Here is a 21,137-nt window from a genome sequence, read left to right as displayed (position 1 = left end):
ACGCCGCCGCCCGTCAGACAGTTATGCGTTGAGATAGATGGTCTTGGTCTGGACATAGGCTTCCATGCCGTGCTGCCCGTCTTCACCGCCCAGGCCACTTTCCTTGTAGCCGTGGTGGAAGCCCTGCGGGGCCTCACCACCCGGACGGTTCACATAGACCTCACCGAATTCCAGATCGCGGGTCATACGCAGGATCCGGCTCAGATCGTTCGTGAAGAGATAAGCCGACAGGCCGTAGCGGCAGTCATTGGCCCAGGCGATGGCCTGATCGAAATCCTTCACGCGGATCAGTGACATGACCGGACCGAAGACCTCGTTGTGGACGATATCCATGTCCTGCGTCACATCCGTCAGCAGCGTCGGGGCGTAGAAGTACCCCTTGTCGTACACGCCACCCGTCAGACGCTTGCCGCCAATGGCAAGACGTGCGCCCTGACGGACAGCATGCTCGACCATTTCATGCACCTTGTTGAGCTCGTCCTCGCTCACCTTCGGGCCCATATCCGTGGACGGGTCCGTCGGCAGACCGACCTTCAGAGCCTCGATCTTCTCACGGACCTTCTGGACGAACCTGTCGTAGACGGCCTCGTGAATATAGGTACGCTCGTTGCAGGTGCAGACCTGACCGGCATTGCCGAAACGCGACGCCACCGCGGCATCGGCCGCCTTGTCCAGATCGGCATCTTCCATGACCATGAACGGCGCCTTGCCGCCCAGTTCAAGCCGGACTTCCTTCAGCGTCTCGGACGCTGCCGCCATGATCTTCTTGCCGGCCGGAGTCGAGCCCGTCATCGTGATGAGCTTGATGTCCTTATGCGCCACCAGTGGCACGCCGACATCCTTGCCATCGCCCGTCACGACATTGATGACGCCGTGCGGAATCTTCGCTTCCTCAGCCAGCTTCGCCAGATGCAGGCAGGCCAGCGGCGTCAGTTCATGCGGCTTGACGACGATGGTATTGCCCGCGGCCACAGCCGGACCGATCTTGCGGGCACACAAGGCCAGCGGGAAGTTCCAGGCGGTGATCGCCCCGATTACGCCCAGCGGCACACGGTCTATCAGGATCTTCTCTTCCGGGGAGCTGCCGGGGATGATTTCACCCTGAAGCCGCAGCACGTTTTCAGCCGAGAAGCGCAGCAGACCGATGGCAAAGTTCACCTCGATCCGGGCTTCCTTCAGCGGCTTGCCCATTTCGGACGTGATGATGCCAGCCAGCTTCTCCTTGTCCCGCTTCACCAGATCCTTGAGCGCGTGGATGTAATCGGCACGTTCGGTCGCCGTACGGCGGCTCCAGCCAACAAAGGCTGATTTCGCGGCAGAGACCGCCGCATCCACATCGGCCTGACTGCCCTTGGCCACTTCGCCGACAACCGCTTTCGTGGCCGGGTTTTCAACCGTGATCCACTCGCCACTCTTTGGGGCGACCCAGCTTCCATTGATAAAAAGATTGCTTTTCCCAGTCATGAAATTTCCTGCATTTTCTGTGTGGCGACCCTGCGCTCCGTGATGAAACAGACGCATCAGCCAACCAGCAGTTCATTCGATGACCGTAAGGTGCAGGCATTCCCCGATAATAAAAAGTGATGATTCGTGAGCCCAGGACTCACTTTTCATGAGTATCCGGATGCGCTGGCGCGTAGTCCAGAAATCTCCGCCCGAGATCATTCAGTCCCGGCTCACGCCAGATGAAATAGACTTCACTGCCTTTCAGATCTTCCGGATATGTAAACGCGATCCCCTCACGACGCCGTTTCTTGACCTGTGAAATGATGCTGTGCGGAACACAGGAAATACCCAAGCCCGCCTGAACGCAGGCAAGAATGACGTCATAGGATTCAACCGTGTGGATGATCGCGTTCGAGACGCCATGCCGCTCAAGCCAGGTCTCGAAATAGCGGCGGTAGAAGCAGTCGGTGTTGAACAGGAACACATGTTGCCCGTCCCGCGCGCCTTTCTGGCCTTCCGGCATGGCGAGCGCCAGTTTCTCGCGAAAGGCAAAACGGCTTTCCATCAGGGGATGAACGATCGGCCCGTCCGTCAGCGCCAGATCGATTTCCCCATCCGCCAGCATGCGCTCCAGCGTATAGGTCGGGCGCAGGAACATCTTCAGTTCCACACCCGGGCAGGCTTTGAGAAACTCAGGCACGATCCGCGGCAGATAGCCCTCAAGAGCGACATCCAGCGCCCCGATATTCAGGACACCGCGCGGAGTGCCCTCGGAAAACAGATCCGTCAGGCTCCGTGCGCCAGCCACGACCGGCAGGGCCTGCTGATAGAAGAGCCGCCCTTCGGGAGTGGGCGTCAGGCGACCCTTTTCACGCAGAAACAGCTCCTGCCCGAGCAGCAGTTCCAGCTCCTTCAGCCGCGCCGTCACATTGGACGCCACACAGTTCAGGCGCCGGGACGCTGCTACGACCGTCCCCTCCTCCACGACCGCGCAGAACATTTCAAGCTGGGCGAGGCGGAGGGGATTCATGGGAAAATATCCTTATCGGGGCGGGATTATCCCCCGGCAGAAGATATCCCCAGAATCAGGGAACATCTCCGGGGAAGGGCCTGTGGATTGTTTCTGACGAACTGGGGACCGATTGCGCCAGGGCAGCTTTCTTGCGGAGTCGCACGATGAGCGTATCGAGCGCGGATAAAAACCGGCTCCGGTCGTTTTTCCCGAAGGACGGATTGTAGGTCGTGACCGCTCCCGTCTCGCGCAGACCCTGCATCAAATCGCGCATGGCCGAGACCATGCCGACGGAGCGGTCGTCGATTTCCTCGCCATTGGGGCGCAGGACAGAAGCCTGTTTCGCCAGACAGCGCACCGCGAGCGGAATGTCGCTGGTGATGACGATATCCGCAGGCGTCACCTGTCCCGCAATCCAGTCATCTGCCACGTCCGGCCCTTCCGGCACCACGACGCGCTCGATAAGCGGCGACTGCGGGATATTCATCCAGCTATTGGCAACGATGACCGTCTTAAGGCCGTAGCGTGCCCCGACCCGGTAGATCTCATCCTTGACCGGGCACGCATCGGCATCCACCAGAAGCCGGGTGGTCTCGGCCATGGATCAGTCCTCCGCCTGAAAATGGCGGATCAGCTCCTCCAGCACCACATCGGGGTGCTTCTCGCCCGAGACCCGGATTACAGGCTCGTCGTCGCCAGGTACTTCAAGTGTCGCAAGCTGGCTGGGCAGCAGGCTCGCCGGCATGAAATGCCCTTCCCGGCGCTGCAAGCGTTCAGCAAGTTCCCCGGCCGACGTATCGATATGCACGAACTCGATCGGCAGGTCCTCGCCGCGCAACTGCTCGCGATAGGAGCGCTTGAGCGCGGAACACGTCAGGACGGCGCCATGTCCGGCCTTCACCTGTTCGCGCAGCCAGTCATGACAGAGCGCAAGCCAGGGCGCGCGATCCGCATCGGTCAGCGGCTGACCGGTGCTCATCTTTTCGACATTGGCCGGCGGGTGCAGTGCATCGCCTTCCTGAAAATGCCAGCCCAGACGCGTGGCCAGTCCGGTTGCAACCGTCGTCTTGCCTGTTCCGGACACGCCCATGACCACGAGGAAACGCGGCTTCAGACCCAGCTGTGTTTCATTTTCCGTCATTTTCATGGCTCCCAATGCTCCACGCCATCCGGCGTCGCCACGAGGACTTCGGACGCCATGTTGAGAAACATGCCGTGCTCCACGACACCCACGATCCGGTCGATTTTCTCAGCCAGTTCCTCGGGCTTTTCGATCGGTCCAAAATGGCAGTCCAGAATCATGTTGCCGGTATCGGTTACGAACAGCGATCCGGCCCGGTCCGTCCTCGGCTTCACGCCGCGTGCGCCACAGGCCGCCAGACGTTCCGCCGTACATTCCCAGCCGAAAGAAATGACTTCCACCGGCACCGGCGCCCGTTCGCCCAGCAGGTCCACGGGCTTGGTGCCGTCCACGATCACCACGAAACGCTTGGCTGCCTGCGCCACAATCTTTTCACGCAGCAACGCCCCGCCCAGCCCCTTGATAAGATTGAGCGAACCACGCTGGACCTCGTCCGCGCCATCAATGGCAATATCGATGCGGCGATGCGCGCTGAAATCGGTCAGCGGAATACCGGCCTTAAGCGCCTTGTCTTCGCTGTCATCAGACGTCGGGATGCCGAAGATTTCCAGACCTTCCTTAACGCGCTCGCCCAGACGCTCGATCATGTAGGCCGCCGTGCTACCGGTCCCGAGCCCCACGACCATGCCGCTTTTGACCATATCCGCAGCTTCACGCGCAGCCGTACGCTTGTGAACGTTCATATCCGTACCGCTCATGCGTCTTCTCCCACCGCAGCGCGGTCTGCCAGAATGATGATCCGTCCCTCGCTCGTTACCCGTGCGGACGGGATGGAACTGTCGCCCTCGACCAGGCGCTCCAGCATCTCGACCTTGGAGGCCCCCGTCACGAGGAACACGACCAGCGCGCTGGACTGGATGGCGGGATAGGTGAGCGTGATGCGCTCGTAAGGTGCTGTGGACGGTGCAGCCGTGCCGACCCAGGCCGTCCGCTCCTTCAGAACCGGCTGCCCGGGAAACAGCGAGGCCGTGTGACCATCGGTACCCAGACCTAGCATGACCAGATCAAACAGCGGGCGCTGCGGATCGAGCGTCGTTGCCCCATAGGCGGCCTGAAGGGTCTTTTCGTAGGCCTTCGCATCCTCTTCCACCGTACCAGCGGTCGGAATGGCATGGACATTCTGCGCTGGCACCGGAACACGGGACAGCAGGACGGACTGGCCGACCGTGTGGTTGCTGTCCGCATGGCCTTCCGGCACGTGTCGCTCGTCGCCGTAGAAAATCTCAACACGCTCCCACGGAATCAGCTTTGCGCGGGACGGCGTAGCCAGGATCTCGAACAGGCGCTTGGGCGTAGAGCCGCCGGACAGGGCAACCCGGAACGGGCCATCCGTCTTGGCCAGGATCCCTTCTATGAGAAGATCCGCCATCCGCAGGGCAACGGCTTCAGAGTCAGGAAGGGTTTCCAGCGTGGCGGCACGGATGTCGGTGGTCATGGATTGGGAACTCTCGGCAGGATGTAGCGCTCGACGGCCTTGGCCCAGCCATCGCGCTCGTTGGTGTCTGTGAGAACCTGCGCGGCGGCTTTCACATCGTCTTCGGCCTGCCCCATCGCAATGCCCAGTCCCGCCACCGAAAACATCGGCAGATCGTTATGGGCATCGCCAAGACAGGCGACTTCATGCGGCGCAATGCCATGGGCAAGCGCCAGTTCGCGAATGGCCTCACCCTTGTTGGCCAGGGCCGGCGTCACGTCGAGGAGAATATCGGAAGAACGGCGCACGCTCGCGTCGCCCTGGAGCATGGCCCCAAGCTCGGTCTCAATGTCCTGAAGCAGACTGGTATCGCTGCTCACGCCCATCACCTTGCCGATGCCCTCGAACTCCTTGCGAAGATCGGGAACCTGATGTGGTATCAGGCCGGTGATGCCCTGTTCGTGCTGGACGAAGGGCGTATAGGCGTCCCTCACCATCCAGTAGGACTGCCGCAGGAACCAGGTCTCGATCCCGTGCAGATGCAGCATGTCATGGACGATCGACAGCACATCGGGGGACAGAACACGACTGACGGACGTGGTGCCGTCAGGCTTGAAGATGATGCCACCATTGAAGCCGGCATTCTGCCCGGTCAGGCCGAGCTGCTCGATATAGGGGACCATGGCGGCAGGCGGTCTTGCACTGGCCAGACAGAGCGGAATTCCCCGCTCCTGCAGCACCCTGACCATGGCCCGCGTCGAAGGCGCGATGGTCTTGTCTGACGTCAGGAGGGTTCCATCCATGTCGGACACGACCATCCGGATGGTCTGTGGCAGCGGCGGCAGATCCGCATGGATGGCGTCGAGGTCAACGGACATAAAAGCCCCTGTAAAAACCCCCGTCAGAGTCTTTGCGGGGGCTGGCTGGTCATCGATGGCAAAACCATACCCTGCCAGCCAGTCCTTGCCCATGCGGGGCGCAGGCTTATTTCTTTTCGACGTGTCCGCCGAAACCGAAACGCTGTGCCGAGAGAATTTTCTCGGCAAAATTATTACCCGACCGTGAGCGGAAGCGCGTGAACAGCGCAGCCGTCATGACGGGAGCCGGCACGTCTTCTTCAATAGCGGCCTCGATCGTCCAGCGACCCTCACCGGAATCCGCGACTTCGCCAGAGAACTCGTTGAGGGTCTCCGAACGCGTCAGGGCCTCGGCCGTCAGGTCAAGCAGCCAGGACGACACGACACTGCCGCGACGCCAGACTTCCGCGATGTCACCCATATTGAGCTCGAACCGGTCCTTTTCCGCGAGGACCGGAGAGTTCTTGCTCTTCATGATGTCGAAGCCCTCTGCGAAGGCCTGCATCATGCCGTATTCGATGCCGTTATGGACCATCTTCACAAAGTGGCCCGAACCTGCGGGACCACAGTGCAGATAGCCCTGTTCGGCGCGCGGATCATGACCCGCCTCGTCACGGCCGGGCGTACGTGGCACGTCCCCGATGCCCGGCGCCAGCGCGCTGAGGATCGGATCGATGTATTCGGCGGTCTCTTTCGTGCCGCCGAACATCATGCAGTAGCCGCGTTCCAGACCCCAGACACCGCCTGAAGTCCCGACATCGACATAGGAAATGCCCTTTTCAGCCAGTTCGGCCGAACGGCGAACATCGTCCTTGTAATAGGTGTTGCCGCCATCAATGATGATGTCGCCGCGCCCCAGAAGGCCCCCGAGCTGCTGAACGCAGTCCTCGGTGATGGCGCCGGCCGGCAGCATGACCCACACCACACGGTGCTCGTCGCCCTCAAGCAGTTTTGCCATATCGGCCAGCGTATCGGCAGGCGTTGCGCGCCCGGCTTCACAGCGGCTGACGACCGACGTAGTGACTTCCGGCGTGCGGTCATGCACGACAACATCATGCCCGTGCCGGGTCAGACGAATAGCAATGTTGCCGCCCATCCGTCCCAGTCCGATGATTCCGATCCGCATGACTTATGCTCCTGCCAGTGCTTTGTGAATCGCCGTTTCCAGAGCCTTCAGCCCGTCCTCCAGCGGTCCATCGATATGAACGCGGAGGGCACGACGACCACGGGCCGCGAGCACCTCGAAATCGCCTCGCGCCTGTGCCGCTTTCACGACACTGAAGCTGAAGCCATGACCCGGAACCGGCACATCCGCCGCATCCGTCGCCGTAACCTGCAGGAACACGCCACTGTCAGGTCCGCCCTTGTAGGCCTGGCCCGTCGAGTGCAGGAACCGGGGCCCGAATTCAGCGGCTGTTGCCACCTTCAGTGCGTCCCGAAGCTCCATACGAACGGACTGTGCCCAGTCCCGGGTCTGCTGGTCGCGCCTGATATAGGCGAGTAGCCCGACATAGTCACCCGGCTTTACGCGATCAAAGAGCGCCTTGAGGATGGAGACCGCATCACCTTTGTTTCCAGAGGCTTCCGTGTTCTTCGCATCCGCATAGAACGACAGCGGACCATCCTTGGCGAAGGGCGTTTCCGGCGGCAGCGAGCCTGTCTCAGCATAGGCCGAGGTCAGCTTGCGCGTCTCAAGCTTGCTGAACTCCACATCCGGCTGATCGAACGGGTCGATCCCGAGAACCGCACCGGCAACAGCGGTAGCGAATTCAAACAGGAAGAATGCCTGCCCAATCTGGGACGCATCGGCCAAGCGGATGGTGACTACAGGGGCACCAGCGGCGCGCAGGGCGCCAAGGCGGCTGTCGGGAACATCCTCGCCGAGCAGCAGATCCACGAAGACACGGTCTGTTCCGTAGACATCCGGCGTCCCAAGCTCTTCCTCATCGATGGGGATGAGTCCGAGGCCCTTCTTGCCGGTGCTCTCGGCAATCAGCTGTTCGAGCCAGGCCCCCAGTGAGGCAATCCCGTCAGACGCCAGGATCGTCACCTTGTCACGGCCAAAGCAGTGCGCGGCATGACCCAGGATCAGACCAAGGACCGCACCCGGATTGGCAGAAGGAGGTGCACTGCCGTCACAGGATTCCACCATCAGACGCGTGATCGTCAGCAGCTTGCGGACATCGATGCCGCTCGCGGCAGCCGGGACAAGACCGAAATTGGACAGGACCGAATAACGGCCACCGATTTTCGGATCGCCATAGAAAATGCGCCAGAAGCCGTTTTCCTCGGCCACTTTCTGCATGTGCGAGTCCGGATCGGTGATCGCGATGAAGCTGTCACCCGGCTTCTTGCCCAGAGCCTGACCCGCGACCTGCCAGAAATGCGCGAACAGGATGTTCGGCTCCAGCGTTCCACCGGACTTGCTGGCCACGATGAACAGTGTGTTCTTCGGATCGATGGCCTTCTCGAACGCCGTAACCTGCTGCGGGTCCGTGCTGTCGAGAACATGCAGCTTCGGCCAGCCTTCGCGCTGCCCGAACGTCTCGGCCAGAACTTCGGGGCCGAGGCTCGAACCGCCCATGCCCAGAAGCAGGATGTCCTTGAAGCCGCGACTGCGGACATCGCGGGCCAGGACTTCCAGCTCCTCGATATGCCACAGGCGGTCCTGCACGACCGTCAGCCAGTTCAGCCAGCCAGCTTCCGGACCGTTCGTCCAGACGGACGGGTCCTTCTTCCAGATGCGGCGCAGACCGCCACTGTGGCTCCAGTCCTTTTCAGCCGCGGCAACATCATCTCGCAGGTCAGGCGGCAGATCCGCGCTGACCCGCAGCAGACGATCGCCCAGCACGGCCTCGCGCTTGGTGGCAACGGCCGTCAGCAGCGTATCGAACGAGACGCTGAACGCTGCACAGCCATCCTTGACCAGCTTGGCCGTAATCGCGTCCAGACCCAGCCCCAGACGCTCGGCCTCTGCCATGACGTGCCGCGCCTGATCGACGTTTTCCGTCAGGCTCGCACGGGATTTGCCGTGATCGCGATAGGCGTCAAACGTTGCAGGCGGGATGGTGTTGACCGTCTCGGGGCCGATCAGCTCCTCGACATACAGGACGTCAGAATAGGCCTTGTCCTTGGTCCCGGTGCTGGCCCAGAGCAGACGCTGCGGGTTCGCGCCCTTTTCCGCCAGAGCCTTCCAGCGCGGGCTATTGCGGACTTCCAGATAGTACTGGTACGCCATCTTGGCATTGGCGATCGCAACCTTGCCGCGAATGGCCTTCAGCGCTTCAGCTTCCGGGTCCCCTGCGGCAACGCGACGGTCGATTTCCGCGTCGATCTTCCCGTCAATACGGCTGACGAAGAACGATGCCACGCTGGAGATGCGCGAGATTTCTTCGCCACGGGCCACACGCGCTTCAAGACCGGAAATATAGGCTTCCAGGACCGCCTTGTACGCATCCAGCGAGAACAGCAGCGTCACGTTAACATTGATGCCGTCCGCGATGGCTTCGCGGATCGCACCCGTGCCTTCAACCGTACCCGGGATCTTGATCATCAGGTTCGGGCGTCCGACTGCCTTCCACAGGCGGCGCGCTTCCGTGATGGTACCGTGCGCATCGAAGGCCAGATAGGGCGAAACCTCGAGGCTGACATAGCCGTCCAGCCCCTTGGTCTTTTCGAACACCGGATCCAGCACCGCACAGGCCGAGCGGATATCGTCAATGGCGAGATGCTCGTACAGCTCGCCGGGGGACAGACCCTCCCCTTCGAGCAGCTTGCGGATCTGCGGATCGTATTCGGTGCCGTGCCCGATGGCCTTCTCGAAGATGGCCGGGTTGGACGTCACACCCCGCAGGCCGTCCTCGTCCACCAGCTTGCGGAGGCTGCCATCCTCCGTGAAGCTGCGCTGGATGAAGTCCAGCCAGGGAGACTGACCGTATTTCTCAAGGTCGCGCAGCACACTGCCGACTTCGTTCAGACCGGTATTGGAGATTGTGTCTGCCACAGGATCTCTCCCTTACTTGCCGCGCAGGGCCTGACGCTTTGCCGCGTCATAGACCGCCTCAGGCGTGAAACCGAATTTCGTAAGCAGTGCGGAAGCCGGAGCCGACGCACCGAACGTGTTCATGGCGATGATCGCACCACCGATGCCGACATAGCGGTCCCAGCCGAAGGCTGCGGCCTGCTCGACCGCAACGCGACCGATGACATCCGGCGGCAGCACGGAATCGCGGTATTCCTGGCTCTGCTCTTCGAACAGGTCGAAGCTCGGCATGGACACGACGCGGGCCTTGATACCCTCTTCCGTCAGCTTCTCGTAAGCCGAGACCACGAGACTGACTTCTGAACCCGAAGCAATCAGGATCACGTCCGGCTTGCCCTCACAGCTCGCCAGCACATAGCCACCCTTCGCCAGACCGGCGGCGGAAGCATATTTCGTACGGTCGATCGTCGGCAGGTTCTGACGGCTCAGGGCCAGCACCGCCGGCTTGTGCGTCATCGGGATCAGCGTGCGCCAGGCTTCCGCCACTTCGTTGGCATCGGACGGACGGATCGTCATGATCCCCGGCGTGGCGCGCAGCTGGGCAAGCTGTTCGATCGGCTGATGCGTCGGACCGTCCTCACCCACGCCGATGGAGTCATGCGTGAAAATGTACAGAACCGGCAGTTCCATGATCGCGGACAGACGGATCGGCGCTTTCATGTAGTCCGAGAAGATCAGGAAGCCTGAACCGTAGGACCGGATGCCCGACAGCGCGATGCCGTTGCAGATGGAGCCCATCGCATGTTCGCGCACACCGAAATGAATGTTCCGGCCACCATAGGTGCCATTCCATTTTTCCGGCTGGAAGGAGCCACCGCCCTTGATGTCCGTCTTGGTAGACGGCGTCAGGTCAGCGGAACCACCGATCATCCAGGGCAGGTTCTTCGCAACCGCGTTCAGCACCTGGCCCGAGCTTGCACGCGAAGCAATGCCCTTCGCATCCGCGTCGAAGGTCGGGATATCCTTGTCCCAGCCTTCCGGCAGACGATGCTCGATGATGCAGTCGATTTCAGCAGCAAGGTCCGGATGTGCCTCGCGATAGGCCGAGAACAGCTCGCGCCATTCCGCATGCGCTTCCGCGCCACGCTTGCCAAGGCCGTCGGCGAAGTGCTCCTTCACGCCATCCGGCACGTAGAAGTCCGGAGCGTCTTCCGGCCAGCCATAGGCCTCCTTTGCACCCTTGATTTCATCCGCACCCAGCGGCTCACCATGGGCCGAGGCCGTGCCAGCCTTCTTGGGCGCGCCGTAACCGATGATCGTCTTGAGAACGATAAGGCTCGGACGGTCCGTCACCGCGCGCGCAGCCTTCAGCGCGGCAAGGATGGCATCGACGTCATTGCCATCCGTCAGCGTCTGGACGTGCCAGCCATAGGCCTCGAAGCGCTTGCCGACATTTTCCGTGAAAGCCAGATCCGTCGAGCCTTCAATGGAAATCTGGTTTGAATCATAGATCCAGGTCAGGTTCCCCAGAGCCAGATGACCGGCAGTAGACGCAGCTTCAGACGCCACGCCCTCCATCATGTCACCGTCTCCACAGAACACCGTCACGTGGTAGTCGAACAGCTTGAAGCCCGGACGGTCGTAACGTGCGGACATCCATTTCTGCGCAATCGCCATACCGACGGAATTGCCGCAACCCTGCCCAAGCGGGCCAGTCGTGGTCTCGACACCAGCGGTAAAGCGGTATTCCGGATGGCCCGGCGTCTTGGAGTTCAGCTGACGGAACTGGGAGAGGTCTTCCACCGTCAGCGACGGGGCATCGACGACCTTGCCGTCCCGGATATCCTTCACACCCGTCAGGAAGAGGGTGGAATACAGGAGCATCGACGCATGGCCGACCGAGAGGACAAAGCGGTCACGCGCCGGCCAGCACGGGTCGGCCGGATCGTATTTCAGATCATGCTGCCACACCGCGTACATCGCGGGAGCAAGGGCCATGGCCGTGCCAGGATGGCCGGAATTGGCGCGTTCAACACCTTCCATCGAAAGGGTACGGATCGTATTGATGGCGAGTTGGGGAAGCGTACTCATCGGAACGGGGTCTCCGGCTTGTGACTGACGGGAAGAAACGCAACGATATCCCCCGCGCATTCTGCTGCCACGGCATGACGCGAAGTCACGCCGGACGCAATGGCTGATTGGTAAACCATATTGTGAAACACGCTCTTGTGCTTGATGACAACCCGTCTCATTTCGACGGTGATCATTACCTTAATCCCGAGGTTTGGCGGCCTGATGAAACACGCACAACCCGCAGGACTTCCCAGCGGATAGGGAACATTTTCCGCTGGCAGATAGGACTGCGCCCCCGCTGGCCGAACGCCCTTCCGCCACAGAAATCCTGGCCACAGGTCATGCCCGCTCCGGGAGAATGCTGCGTTACGTTTATCGGCCATGCGACCGTTCTGCTCCAGTTTGGTCGCGCGGGACGCGCACCTCTGCGGATCATCACTGATCCGGTTTTCTCCGAACGCTGCTCCCCCTTCCGCAGTTTCGGTCCCCGTCGTGTTCGTCCGCCCGGCATCACGCTCGATGTCCTGCCCCACATCGACGTCATCCTCGTCTCGCACTGCCATTACGACCATCTGGACCTGCCCAGCCTGCGCGCGCTGGCCGAACGTGACGATCCGCTGTGCATCTCCCTGCCCGGCAACCGCCGGCATCTGGAAAAGGCCGATCTGCCCCGCATCGCCGAGCTTGACTGGTGGGAAAGCACGACCGATGACGGCGCCCGCATCACGGCCACCCCGGCCCTGCATGGCAGCGCTCGCACACCGTTCGATTCCAACCGTGCGCTGTGGGGCGGGTTCACGATCGAAGCGGATGGCTACACGGTCTTTTTCGCGGGCGACACGGCCTGGGGCAAGCATTTCGACGCGATTCACCGCCGCTGGCCGGACATCGACCTCGCTATCCTGCCCATCGGCGCCTACGACCCGCGCGACCTGATGCGGCGCGTCCATATGTCGCCCGAAGAAGCCCTTATGGCGTTCGATACACTCAGGGCAAAACAGGGGCTGCCTATCCATTTCGGGACCTTCCAGCTCACCGACGAGGCCATTCTGGAGCCCCCCACCCGTCTGGAATTCGCCAGCCGACCCGGAAGCCGCCCATTCGCAGCACTGGAGAACGGTGAGAGCCTTACCCTTCCGCCGGCTGACACAAAAAGCTAACCTCTCCTCCGATAACACCCCGCGAGGGGACACCTCCATGTGGAAACCGTCATGAACGCCCAGAACGTCACTTTCACGTCAGACCAGATCACCGCCCTGTTCATCGACGCGGCCCGTGAAGGCGATACCGACCTCCTGACCCAGTTTCTGGACGCCGGCATGGCCATCGATACGCCCGACAGCCGCGGATACACCGCGCTGATCGTCGCTACCTATAACGGCCACGCGGACGCCACGCGCCTGCTGCTAGACCGCGGCGCCGATACGGAAGCAACCGATCTCAAGGGCGCCACGGCTCTGTCCGGCGTGGCCTTCAAGGGCCTGACCGACATCGCAAAGCTTCTGCTCGATCACGGTGCTCAGGTGGATCATGCCAATCATGCCGGTCGCACGCCGCTGATGTTCTCCATCATGTTCAACCGCGAAGACATGGCCAGAACCCTTCTGGCAGCCGGCGCGAACCCTGACCTGAAAGACGCGGACGGCGTCTCCGCCCGCGATCTCGCCGAACGCCAGCTCATGAGCAGCCTGTTCACCGGAATACCCGCATGAGCCGTTTCTGGAACCGCCGGGTGCGTGACCTGCACCCTTACGTCCCGGGCGAGCAGCCCAAGGTCGCGGACCTGCTGAAGCTCAACACGAACGAGTCTCCCTACGGCCCGAGCCCGAAGGTGCTGGCAGCCATCCGGGACGCCGCATCGGATGACCTGCGCCTGTATCCGGACCCGACGGCGGCAGTTCTGCGCGACACCATTGCCGCCCGCTTCGGCACAACGGCAGACCGCGTTTTCGTCGGCAATGGCTCGGACGAAGTGCTGGCCCATGCCTTCCGCGCCCTGTTCCACGATGATGCGCCGGTCCTGTTCTCGGATGTGACCTACGGCTTCTATCCGGTCTATTGCGGCCTGTTCGAACAACCGTTCCGCCATATCCCGCTCAATGACGATTTTGCGATCGATATCGACGCCTATACCGGCGACTGCGGCGGCATCATCATCGCCAATCCTAATGCGAACACGGGCATTGCTCTGCCACTGGAGCAGATCGAGACGCTCCTGAAGCGTCATCCGGACCGGACCGTCATCATCGACGAGGCCTATGTCGATTTCGGGGCGCAGTCCGCCATTGAACTGACACACCGGTATGACAATCTGCTGGTGGTCCAGACGCTGTCCAAGTCCTATGCCCTGGCAGGGCTGCGTGTGGGTTTTGCGATTGGTTCTCCGGAGCTGATCGAAGGTCTCATCCGGGTCAAGGACAGCTTCAATTCCTATCCCCTCTCCCGTCCGGCACAGGCCGGGGCCATCGCCGCGATCCAGGATACCGACTGGCTTGCGGATATCACGGCGCGCGTCATCGCCAGCCGTGACAGGCTGGTCCCGGATCTGCAAAATCTTGGCTTCCAAGTCCTGCCATCCTGTGCCAACTTCGTTCTCGTGCACCACCCGGCGCACAAAGCCGGAGCCATCGCCGCCGCCCTGCGCGAGCGGGCGATCCTTGTCCGGCATCTCTCAACCCCGCGCATCCAGGACTGGCTGCGCATCTCGATCGGAACGGACGAAGCCTGCATACGCCTGACAGACGCTTTGCGGGACATCCTTTCTCCCCGATCCTGAATTAACCGGACGGTAATACTCCGTCCCCCATAATCATGAGCCAGACAGGGCCAGCCGGGCACGCTTTCGCGTGTTCCATCCCGCCATCCCCGGATGAGCGGGAGGCCCGTGAATGCTTCATGCGGAAAGACGAACACATGCGTGCATTTCAGGGACAGATGTCCGACAACCAGCCTATTCGCCGTAATCAGGCCGAAAAGGAAAAACAGCTCCGGGACCTCAAGGAAACGATCGCGTCCATGAAGTCCCACACATCTCCGACGCTGAAGGAGAGCATCCAGCGCCGCATCCGCGAACTGGAGGTCGAACTGCGCACCATCGCGCGTGAAAAAGCTGCCAAGGCCGCCAATCCGGACGCCCAGTCCGACCGCCAGCGCCGCCCGCCGCGTCGCAACACGATCCGCTCCATGTAATGGCGGCTGAGACGGCCGGTGCAGAGTTCTTCTCTGCACCGGCCGTTTTTGCATCAGGCGTCCTGAGCGACCGTTTTCCGGGATGCCGCATCCCAGGCCGCCGGCCCCATCAGCCGCAGCCGTGCCGGATGAAGACCGTCGGTCTCGGTCAGGACATAATACGCCGTATATTCGCCGGTCGGCCTGCCCGGCCTGTGCTTCAGCAGCCTGAAAACATTCCGGTCTGCCGTCATCTGCGTCCCGTCTCCGGCCAGAGGCTGGTTCCACATGTCCAGAGCTTCCGGCACCCGCGTCCGGTCGATCATCAGACAGTTCGGATCGACAAACCCGCCATAGCTTTCCCGGAAAATTCCGCCCCCGATCCCGACGGACTCCCACTGATCTTCGCAGATGGGTGTCAGCGTCCTCGGATGCACGAACCACCGCCCGGCCCAGGCCCAGTCCTGCCCCTCGATCGCCGTCAGCAGGGAAGACAGGTGATCCGGCGCCCACCAGTTGTCGTCGTCGAGGTAAGCAATCCGCGGCGCATTCGAAAGCTGGCTGAGCACACTGCGCAACACGCCCCCATCCTTTGCACGGCCAAACCCGCCATGCCTCTGGGACGTGGAATAGCCGGGCCACAGAACTTCAACAGCCCAGCCCGGCGGCCGTCCCTCGACTGCACGCTGCAGCAGTTCGTCCGCACCTTCTCCTGGCGCCCTATCCAGCCCGATCATGATCTGAACCCGCAATCCACTCTGCTGCGCGAAGATGGACTGGAGTGCCCGGACGATACTCGGTCGCAGCAGGCTCGGCATGACGACCGCAACATCAAACGGCCGCTGGTCTGGCTCGCCGGCATCGGCGAAAATGTGAAGTCCGGGTTCCATGCCGGCGACGATACTGCGCGTCCGCAGACCTGTCACGTCACAGCCTAAGCCCGCGCTGCTCTCTTGCACTTCGGCGCCACAGGGCACACCATGACGGACAGAATGATCACTGCGAAAGAGTCCAACGTGTCCGCTCCTTCCACCTTTTCGCACGAACAACTGCTTGATCGCCTGGGCGAGGTTGCCGTCCGCGTTGGCCTGAACATCGCGCCGGGCCAGCAGCTTCTCATCACAGCACCTTTGGCCGCCGTCCCGCTTGTCCGTCGCGTAACGGAACACGCCTACAAGGCCGGCGCCTCCTTGGTGACGACGCTGTATGCGGATGACGAGACCACGCTGGCCCGCTTCATCCATGCCCCGGACGAAGCCTTCGACGTCGCACCCACATGGCTGGCTGACGGCATGGCCCGCGCTTTCCGTGAAGGCGCAGCCCGCATGGCCATCACGGGCGCCAATCCGACCCTTCTGAAGGGTCAGGACCCCGAGCGTATTTCCCGGGCCAACCGCGCCAATTCCAAGGCCAACCGCCCGGCAATGGAAATCATCACGCAGTTCGCCGTGAACTGGAACATTATCGCCTGCGCCACCCCGGCCTGGGCTGCACAGGTCTTCCCGGAGCTTCCGGCCGACGAGGCACTCGCCGCCCTGTGGGACGGAATTTTCAAAGCCTCCCGCGTCGATGTGGCCGACCCAGTCGCCGAGTGGAAAGCTCATAACGCCGCCCTGCATGTCCGGGCGAAGTTCATGAATGACAGCCGCTTCGAGGCCCTGCATTTCAGCGGCCCCGGCACCGATCTGACGGTCGGCCTTGCTGACGGTCATCTCTGGGCAGGCGGCTCGGAAAAATCGGGCAATGGCATTGTCTGCAACCCGAACATTCCCACGGAAGAAATCTTCACGACCCCCCATCGCAGCAAGGTCGATGGCCGGGTCAGCAGCACCAAGCCGCTGTTCCATCAGGGCACGCTGATCGACAACATCTCGGTCCGCTTTGAAAACGGACGGATCGTAGAAGCGTCCGCAAGCCATGGCGAAGACGTGCTCAAGCGCATCCTCAGCACCGATGAAGGCGCAGCCCGGATTGGTGAAGTGGCTCTCGTGCCGCACTCCTCGCCCATCTCGGCCAGCAAGATCCTGTATCGCAACACGCTGTTCGACGAAAATGCGTCCAGCCACATTGCTCTCGGTCAGGCCTATACGAAGTGCATGGTCGATATCGAAGGCCTGACGCCGGAAGAACTGCTGGAGCGAGGCGTCAACGACTCCCTCATCCACATTGACTGGATGATCGGTTCGGACAAGATCGACCTCGATGGTCTCAAGAATGGCAACCGCGTGCCACTGATGCGCGCTGGCGAATGGGTGCAGGCATGACATTTCCCCGCATGACAGGGCTCTCTGCCCTTCTCGTTTCCGCTACAATGCTGCCACTGGTGGCACAGGCGCAGACCTACCCGCCATCCGCTTATCAGGGTGGCGCCCAAAGCCAGACCCAGGTTGACGGAAGCACGCCCCTTCAGGGCGCGCCGCAGCAAACCCAGCAGATCTCCCCCCAGGTCCGCGCGGATACGGAGCGGGCCATGCATTACCCGCTACCGCCTGACTTCATGACCCGTGCCGCGGCGACGATCGCCGAACTCCAGGCCCGCAATATCCAGCCCCCCAATTCCCATGGCACGAGCCTCTCAGACACGATCCGGCAGATCAGTCAGGTGCCGGGACTGGCCCCCGTCCTGCAAAGCCACGGCTTCACGCCCGAGAGCTTTGTCATGGGCATGACAACATTCGGCATGACCCTGGCCGCCAGCAACGGACAGCTCCCGACGGGAATGCCCAGCCCCAACCCGTCCAATGTCGCCCTCTTCAAGGCCCAGCCCGAGCAGGTTACGGCCCTGATGCAGGCCATGGGCAACCCGCCGCACTGACAACGGCACAGAGGCCGCGCCTTCCGTGGAAATAAGCCGGCCTCTCCCACCCGCGAACCAAAGACCCAAATGTCCATCAAACTCGACCCCGCGATTCTCCCTGCCCTGGATATCCTCGGCATGGCCCAGTCCGGCGCCCTCCTGCGCGCCGAGCGCGACACGCCCCCTGACGGCATCCCCGCTTTCGTAACCCGTAACGGCTGGGATGAACTGATCGCGACCCATGCCGCACATCATGACGCCCCTCACACGGTACTTCTTCCCGCGCTGGAAAAAGCTGTTGCCCGCCTTCTCTCACACGCGGCTGAAGGGGCATCCCGTAACGGCGAAATGACACCCGTCATCACGCTGCAAAGCGACCTTTTTCCGAGCGATCCCGACCTCGTCCTGGCCTTCGTCCGCGACAGCACCCATCCGGTCGCCTGCGCCCTGATTGGCACCGCTGCCCAGATCGAGACGGCCTTACGCGGGCATGCACCCTCTCACGACCTGCCGAACTGACGGCCAGCGAGTTCGTCCAGAACATTCTGTTCCTTTCTGAGGTCAGCCTGCCGCTCTTCTTCCTTCTGCTCTTCCCGCAAGGTCCTGACGGCCTCCATCGCTGCCCGGGCAGCGATCAGGGCTGAACGCACCGCCTCGCGATCCATCGCCGCTTCCCGACAGCGCTCCCGCGCTTCGAGAACCGCCTGCCGCCCTGCGGGAAGCCACCGGCTGAATGCCTCCACAGCACCGTCATCCGCCGTAGGGCTGGATGCGATCCGCTGCTCGTTCAGGATCTCCGCCTGTGCCGCAGTCAGTTTTTCTTCCGCAGCCGTTTCCCGCGCCACGGCCTCTGCAAAGCTGCGTTCCACAAGATCAAGTTCCTGCTCCCGCAGGGTAATCAGTGTCTCGAGAGGTGAGGGTTCCATTGTGAGGTCCTTTACGATTCATTCGGGGGCAGGTTTTTCAGCGGCATCTGCATGATCTGCGCCAGCTGCTCAAAGGCCTCGGCGCGCGTGGTGCGTTCGTTCCGCCCCTGAGACAGGAACTCGTTCAGCTTCGGCATCAGGGCGATGGCTTCATCCACCTCATGATCCGTTCCGGGCTTGTAGGCCCCCAGCCGGATCATGTCCGCCATCCGCTGATAGGTCGCCATCGCGGCCCGTGCGCGTTGTGTCAGAGCATTTTCCTCAGGCGAATTACATCCCGGAACCGCACGCGACAGGGAACGCAGAACATCAATGGCAGGATAACGCCCCTGCTCGCCGATCTTGCGGTCAAGAATGATATGCCCGTCCAGAATGCCACGCACGGCATCCGCAACCGGTTCATTCTGGTCATCCCCCTCCACAAGAACCGTGAAGAGCGCCGTGATCATGCCTTGATCGGCATAGCCAGGCCCCGCCCGCTCCAGAAGACGCGGCAGTTCGGCAAAAACCGAAGGCGGATACCCCCGTGTCGCAGGCGGCTCTCCGGCCGACAGACCGATTTCACGCAACGCCATACAGAACCGCGTCACGCTGTCCATCAGCAGCAGGACTGATTTGCCCTGCTCCCGGAAATATTCCGCGATGGCCATGGCAGAGAGAGCAGCTTCGCGGCGCATCAGAGGCGGTGAATCCGAAGTCGCGATCACCAGCACGCTCCGTGCCAGCCCTTCCGGCCCGAGATCATCCTCGATGAACTCCCGCACTTCGCGCCCACGCTCGCCCACAAGTGAGATCACGGCGACATCACAGTCCGCGCCCCGGGCGAGCATGGACAGCAATGTCGATTTCCCGACACCCGACCCCGCGAAAAGCCCGAGCCTCTGTCCGCGCCGGCAGGTCGTAAAGGTATCAAGCGCTCGGACCCCGAGGTCGATACGCTCGCCAAGCCGCGCCCGGCTTGCGGCATTGGGCGGAGGACACTGGACCGGCTGCCGCTCAAACGACGGAAACAGAGGCCCCTTCCCGTCGATCGGCTGTCCCAGCGGATCCAGCACACGACCCAGCCAGCTTTCATTGACGCCCAGACCACCATCATGGCGGTTCAGCGGAATCCTGGCCTCACAGCCTGGACCAATTCCGTCCAGAGGTCCGAAGGACATGAGCCGCGCGACATCGCCCTGAAATCCCACAACCTCGGATTGCACAACCCGCCCGTCACGCGCTTTCACCGCGACTCGGTCTCCAATCGTAATGAAACCTTCGAGTCCGATAACGGTCAGGCAGAGACCGATAACGTCTTTAACGCTTCCTACAACCCAGTCGCAGGTGAGGTTCGAAAGCCTTTCGAGCAGTCTGTCGTAGTCGTCCATAGTGGCAGTTTCTGACCGTTTTCCGCGGATTGTTCCGATCTTCCAACCCTACAACCACACCCTTAAGAGAACCCTAACGTTCCCCTCTGACGGGAAAGATAATGACAATTTTACGATTTTTGATCCATGTCTATCGACACACACAACCTTGGGTAGTAACCATTGCTTCACCAAGCCGGGAGTTGAGAACATGCGTATCCTTCTTGTCGACAGCGATCAGTCAGCCGCCACCACACTGTCCCAGATCCTGCGGACCGCGTCTTTCACCGTAGACCACACGCCGTCTGGCGAAGAGGCCATCGAGATGCTTCGCCATTACGACTACGATGTGGTGGTGCTCGAACTGATGCTGAACGACCTTGAAGGCTACGAAGTGATCCGCCGCGCCCGGGCTGCGCGTATCACGACACCCATCCTTGTCCTGTCCGCCCTGCTGCGCCCCCAGGCGAAAATCCGGGCCTTCTCCATGGGTGCGGACGACTACATGACCAAGCCTTACGACGCAGGCGAACTGGTCGCCCGTCTGCAGGCCGTCATGAGGCGCTCCCGTGGCTTTGCCGAGCCGAAGCTTCGCGTCGGCAATCTGGAACTGGATCTGAATGGCAAGAACGTCACGGTCGACGGCGCTCCGCTGCACCTGACGGGCAAGGAATATGCCATTCTGGAACTGCTGGTGATCCGCAAGGGATCCGTCCTGACCAAGGACGCGTTTCTCAACCACCTCTATGGCGGCATTGACGAGCCGGAAATGAAGATCATTGACGTCTTCATCTGCAAGCTGCGTCGGAAACTCCAGAATGTCGGCGCGGGAAACCTGATCGCGACCGTCTGGGGACGCGGCTACATCCTGCGCGAAGACGACACCGCGGAAATCCCTGCTGTGACAGACGCCACGTCCAGAAACAGCGTTCCCGCAGCCATCGCGGCCGTCTGACCGCCCTCGGGATCAGG

At 61.8% G+C, this 21,137-nt stretch carries 21 protein-coding genes; 8 read left to right on the top strand and 13 right to left on the bottom strand.

Going from position 1 to position 21,137, the window contains the following annotated elements; translation table 11 throughout:
• Positions 1-21 precede the first annotated feature (21 nt).
• The 10 genes from aldA to tkt form a co-directional block, all read right to left on the bottom strand.
• Complete coding sequence (gene aldA, locus HKD27_RS01070; RefSeq protein WP_194688218.1) at positions 22-1,464, bottom strand: aldehyde dehydrogenase; 1,443 nt, start codon at positions 1,462-1,464, stop codon at positions 22-24.
• A gap of 139 nt (positions 1,465-1,603) precedes the next feature.
• Positions 1,604-2,476: a LysR family transcriptional regulator gene (locus tag HKD27_RS01065; protein WP_062497481.1), complete on the bottom strand. Its 873-nt coding sequence runs from the start codon at positions 2,474-2,476 to the stop codon at positions 1,604-1,606.
• Between the two features lie 55 nt (positions 2,477-2,531).
• Positions 2,532-3,059 (bottom strand): YaiI/YqxD family protein, encoded by a 528-nt coding sequence (locus HKD27_RS01060; protein ID WP_194688219.1) that lies wholly within the window; start codon positions 3,057-3,059, stop codon positions 2,532-2,534.
• 3 nt (positions 3,060-3,062) lie between these two features.
• Positions 3,063-3,599, bottom strand: coding sequence for a gluconokinase (locus HKD27_RS01055; RefSeq protein WP_194688220.1), 537 nt, complete (start codon positions 3,597-3,599; stop codon positions 3,063-3,065).
• A 2-nt stretch (positions 3,600-3,601) separates the two neighbouring features.
• Positions 3,602-4,297 (bottom strand): ribose-5-phosphate isomerase RpiA, encoded by a 696-nt coding sequence (gene rpiA, locus HKD27_RS01050; protein ID WP_194688221.1) that lies wholly within the window; start codon positions 4,295-4,297, stop codon positions 3,602-3,604.
• Positions 4,294-5,034, bottom strand: coding sequence for a 6-phosphogluconolactonase (pgl, locus tag HKD27_RS01045; protein ID WP_062497485.1), 741 nt, complete (start codon positions 5,032-5,034; stop codon positions 4,294-4,296). Before pgl ends, rpiA begins: the two co-directional genes overlap by 4 nt.
• The gene (locus HKD27_RS01040; protein ID WP_194688222.1) at positions 5,031-5,891 is read right to left on the bottom strand and encodes a Cof-type HAD-IIB family hydrolase; all 861 of its coding nucleotides are present in this window, start codon (positions 5,889-5,891) and stop codon (positions 5,031-5,033) included. The genes pgl and HKD27_RS01040 overlap by 4 nt, the downstream gene beginning before the upstream one ends.
• A gap of 106 nt (positions 5,892-5,997) precedes the next feature.
• Positions 5,998-6,996, bottom strand: coding sequence for a phosphogluconate dehydrogenase (NAD(+)-dependent, decarboxylating) (gene gnd / locus HKD27_RS01035; protein ID WP_194688223.1), 999 nt, complete (start codon positions 6,994-6,996; stop codon positions 5,998-6,000).
• A gap of 3 nt (positions 6,997-6,999) precedes the next feature.
• The gene (locus HKD27_RS01030) at positions 7,000-9,873 is read right to left on the bottom strand and encodes a bifunctional transaldolase/phosoglucose isomerase (RefSeq protein ID WP_194688224.1); all 2,874 of its coding nucleotides are present in this window, start codon (positions 9,871-9,873) and stop codon (positions 7,000-7,002) included.
• Positions 9,874-9,885: 12 nt separating this feature from the next.
• Positions 9,886-11,943 (bottom strand): transketolase, encoded by a 2,058-nt coding sequence (tkt, locus tag HKD27_RS01025; RefSeq protein ID WP_194688225.1) that lies wholly within the window; start codon positions 11,941-11,943, stop codon positions 9,886-9,888.
• A 137-nt stretch (positions 11,944-12,080) separates the two neighbouring features.
• On the opposite strand from tkt, the gene HKD27_RS01020 reads away from it, so the two are divergent.
• The 4 genes from HKD27_RS01020 to HKD27_RS01005 all read left to right on the top strand — a co-directional run bounded on the left by HKD27_RS01020 (position 12,081) and on the right by HKD27_RS01005 (position 15,114).
• Entirely contained in the window at positions 12,081-13,085 is a 1,005-nt protein-coding gene (locus HKD27_RS01020; protein WP_194264470.1) for an MBL fold metallo-hydrolase, read from the top strand.
• 51 nt (positions 13,086-13,136) lie between these two features.
• Positions 13,137-13,637 (top strand): ankyrin repeat domain-containing protein, encoded by a 501-nt coding sequence (locus tag HKD27_RS01015; protein ID WP_194688226.1) that lies wholly within the window; start codon positions 13,137-13,139, stop codon positions 13,635-13,637.
• Complete coding sequence (hisC, locus tag HKD27_RS01010) at positions 13,634-14,701, top strand: histidinol-phosphate transaminase (protein ID WP_194688227.1); 1,068 nt, start codon at positions 13,634-13,636, stop codon at positions 14,699-14,701. Before HKD27_RS01015 ends, hisC begins: the two co-directional genes overlap by 4 nt.
• 137 nt (positions 14,702-14,838) lie before the next feature.
• Positions 14,839-15,114 carry a hypothetical protein gene (locus HKD27_RS01005; RefSeq protein ID WP_024716948.1) on the top strand — a complete coding sequence of 92 codons (276 nt, stop codon included), beginning with the start codon at positions 14,839-14,841 and terminating at the stop codon, positions 15,112-15,114.
• Positions 15,115-15,167: 53 nt separating this feature from the next.
• Here HKD27_RS01005 and HKD27_RS01000 read toward each other — a convergent pair whose 3' ends face one another.
• Positions 15,168-16,019, bottom strand: coding sequence for a glycosyltransferase family 2 protein (locus tag HKD27_RS01000; protein WP_370544211.1), 852 nt, complete (start codon positions 16,017-16,019; stop codon positions 15,168-15,170).
• A 54-nt stretch (positions 16,020-16,073) separates the two neighbouring features.
• Between HKD27_RS01000 and HKD27_RS00995 the strand changes: the two genes are divergently transcribed.
• From HKD27_RS00995 to HKD27_RS00985, 3 genes are all read left to right on the top strand, one after another.
• On the top strand, positions 16,074-17,357 hold the full coding sequence (locus HKD27_RS00995) for an aminopeptidase (protein WP_194688228.1): 1,284 nt from the start codon (positions 16,074-16,076) through the stop codon (positions 17,355-17,357).
• A gap of 11 nt (positions 17,358-17,368) precedes the next feature.
• The gene (locus HKD27_RS00990) at positions 17,369-17,908 is read left to right on the top strand and encodes a hypothetical protein (RefSeq protein WP_228518250.1); all 540 of its coding nucleotides are present in this window, start codon (positions 17,369-17,371) and stop codon (positions 17,906-17,908) included.
• Positions 17,909-17,977: 69 nt separating this feature from the next.
• Positions 17,978-18,409, top strand: a complete 432-nt coding sequence (locus HKD27_RS00985; RefSeq protein ID WP_194688230.1) for a hypothetical protein — start codon at positions 17,978-17,980, stop codon at positions 18,407-18,409.
• On the opposite strand, the gene fliJ is transcribed toward HKD27_RS00985, so the two are convergent.
• Both fliJ and fliI read right to left on the bottom strand, forming a co-directional pair.
• The gene (fliJ, locus tag HKD27_RS00980; RefSeq protein ID WP_194688231.1) at positions 18,391-18,816 is read right to left on the bottom strand and encodes a flagellar export protein FliJ; all 426 of its coding nucleotides are present in this window, start codon (positions 18,814-18,816) and stop codon (positions 18,391-18,393) included. The two genes, HKD27_RS00985 and fliJ, sit on opposite strands and share 19 nt — an antisense overlap.
• Positions 18,817-18,827: 11 nt before the next feature.
• Positions 18,828-20,186, bottom strand: a complete 1,359-nt coding sequence (gene fliI, locus HKD27_RS00975; protein WP_194688232.1) for a flagellar protein export ATPase FliI — start codon at positions 20,184-20,186, stop codon at positions 18,828-18,830.
• A 190-nt stretch (positions 20,187-20,376) separates the two neighbouring features.
• Between fliI and HKD27_RS00970 the strand changes: the two genes are divergently transcribed.
• Complete coding sequence (locus tag HKD27_RS00970; RefSeq protein ID WP_041111989.1) at positions 20,377-21,120, top strand: response regulator transcription factor; 744 nt, start codon at positions 20,377-20,379, stop codon at positions 21,118-21,120.
• Positions 21,121-21,137 lie beyond the last annotated feature (17 nt).

Origin of the sequence: Gluconobacter sp. R75690, from assembly GCF_015244525.1 — a bacterium.
Lineage (GTDB): Bacteria > Pseudomonadota > Alphaproteobacteria > Acetobacterales > Acetobacteraceae > Gluconobacter > Gluconobacter potus.
This window is presented reverse-complemented; position numbering and strand designations above follow the sequence as displayed.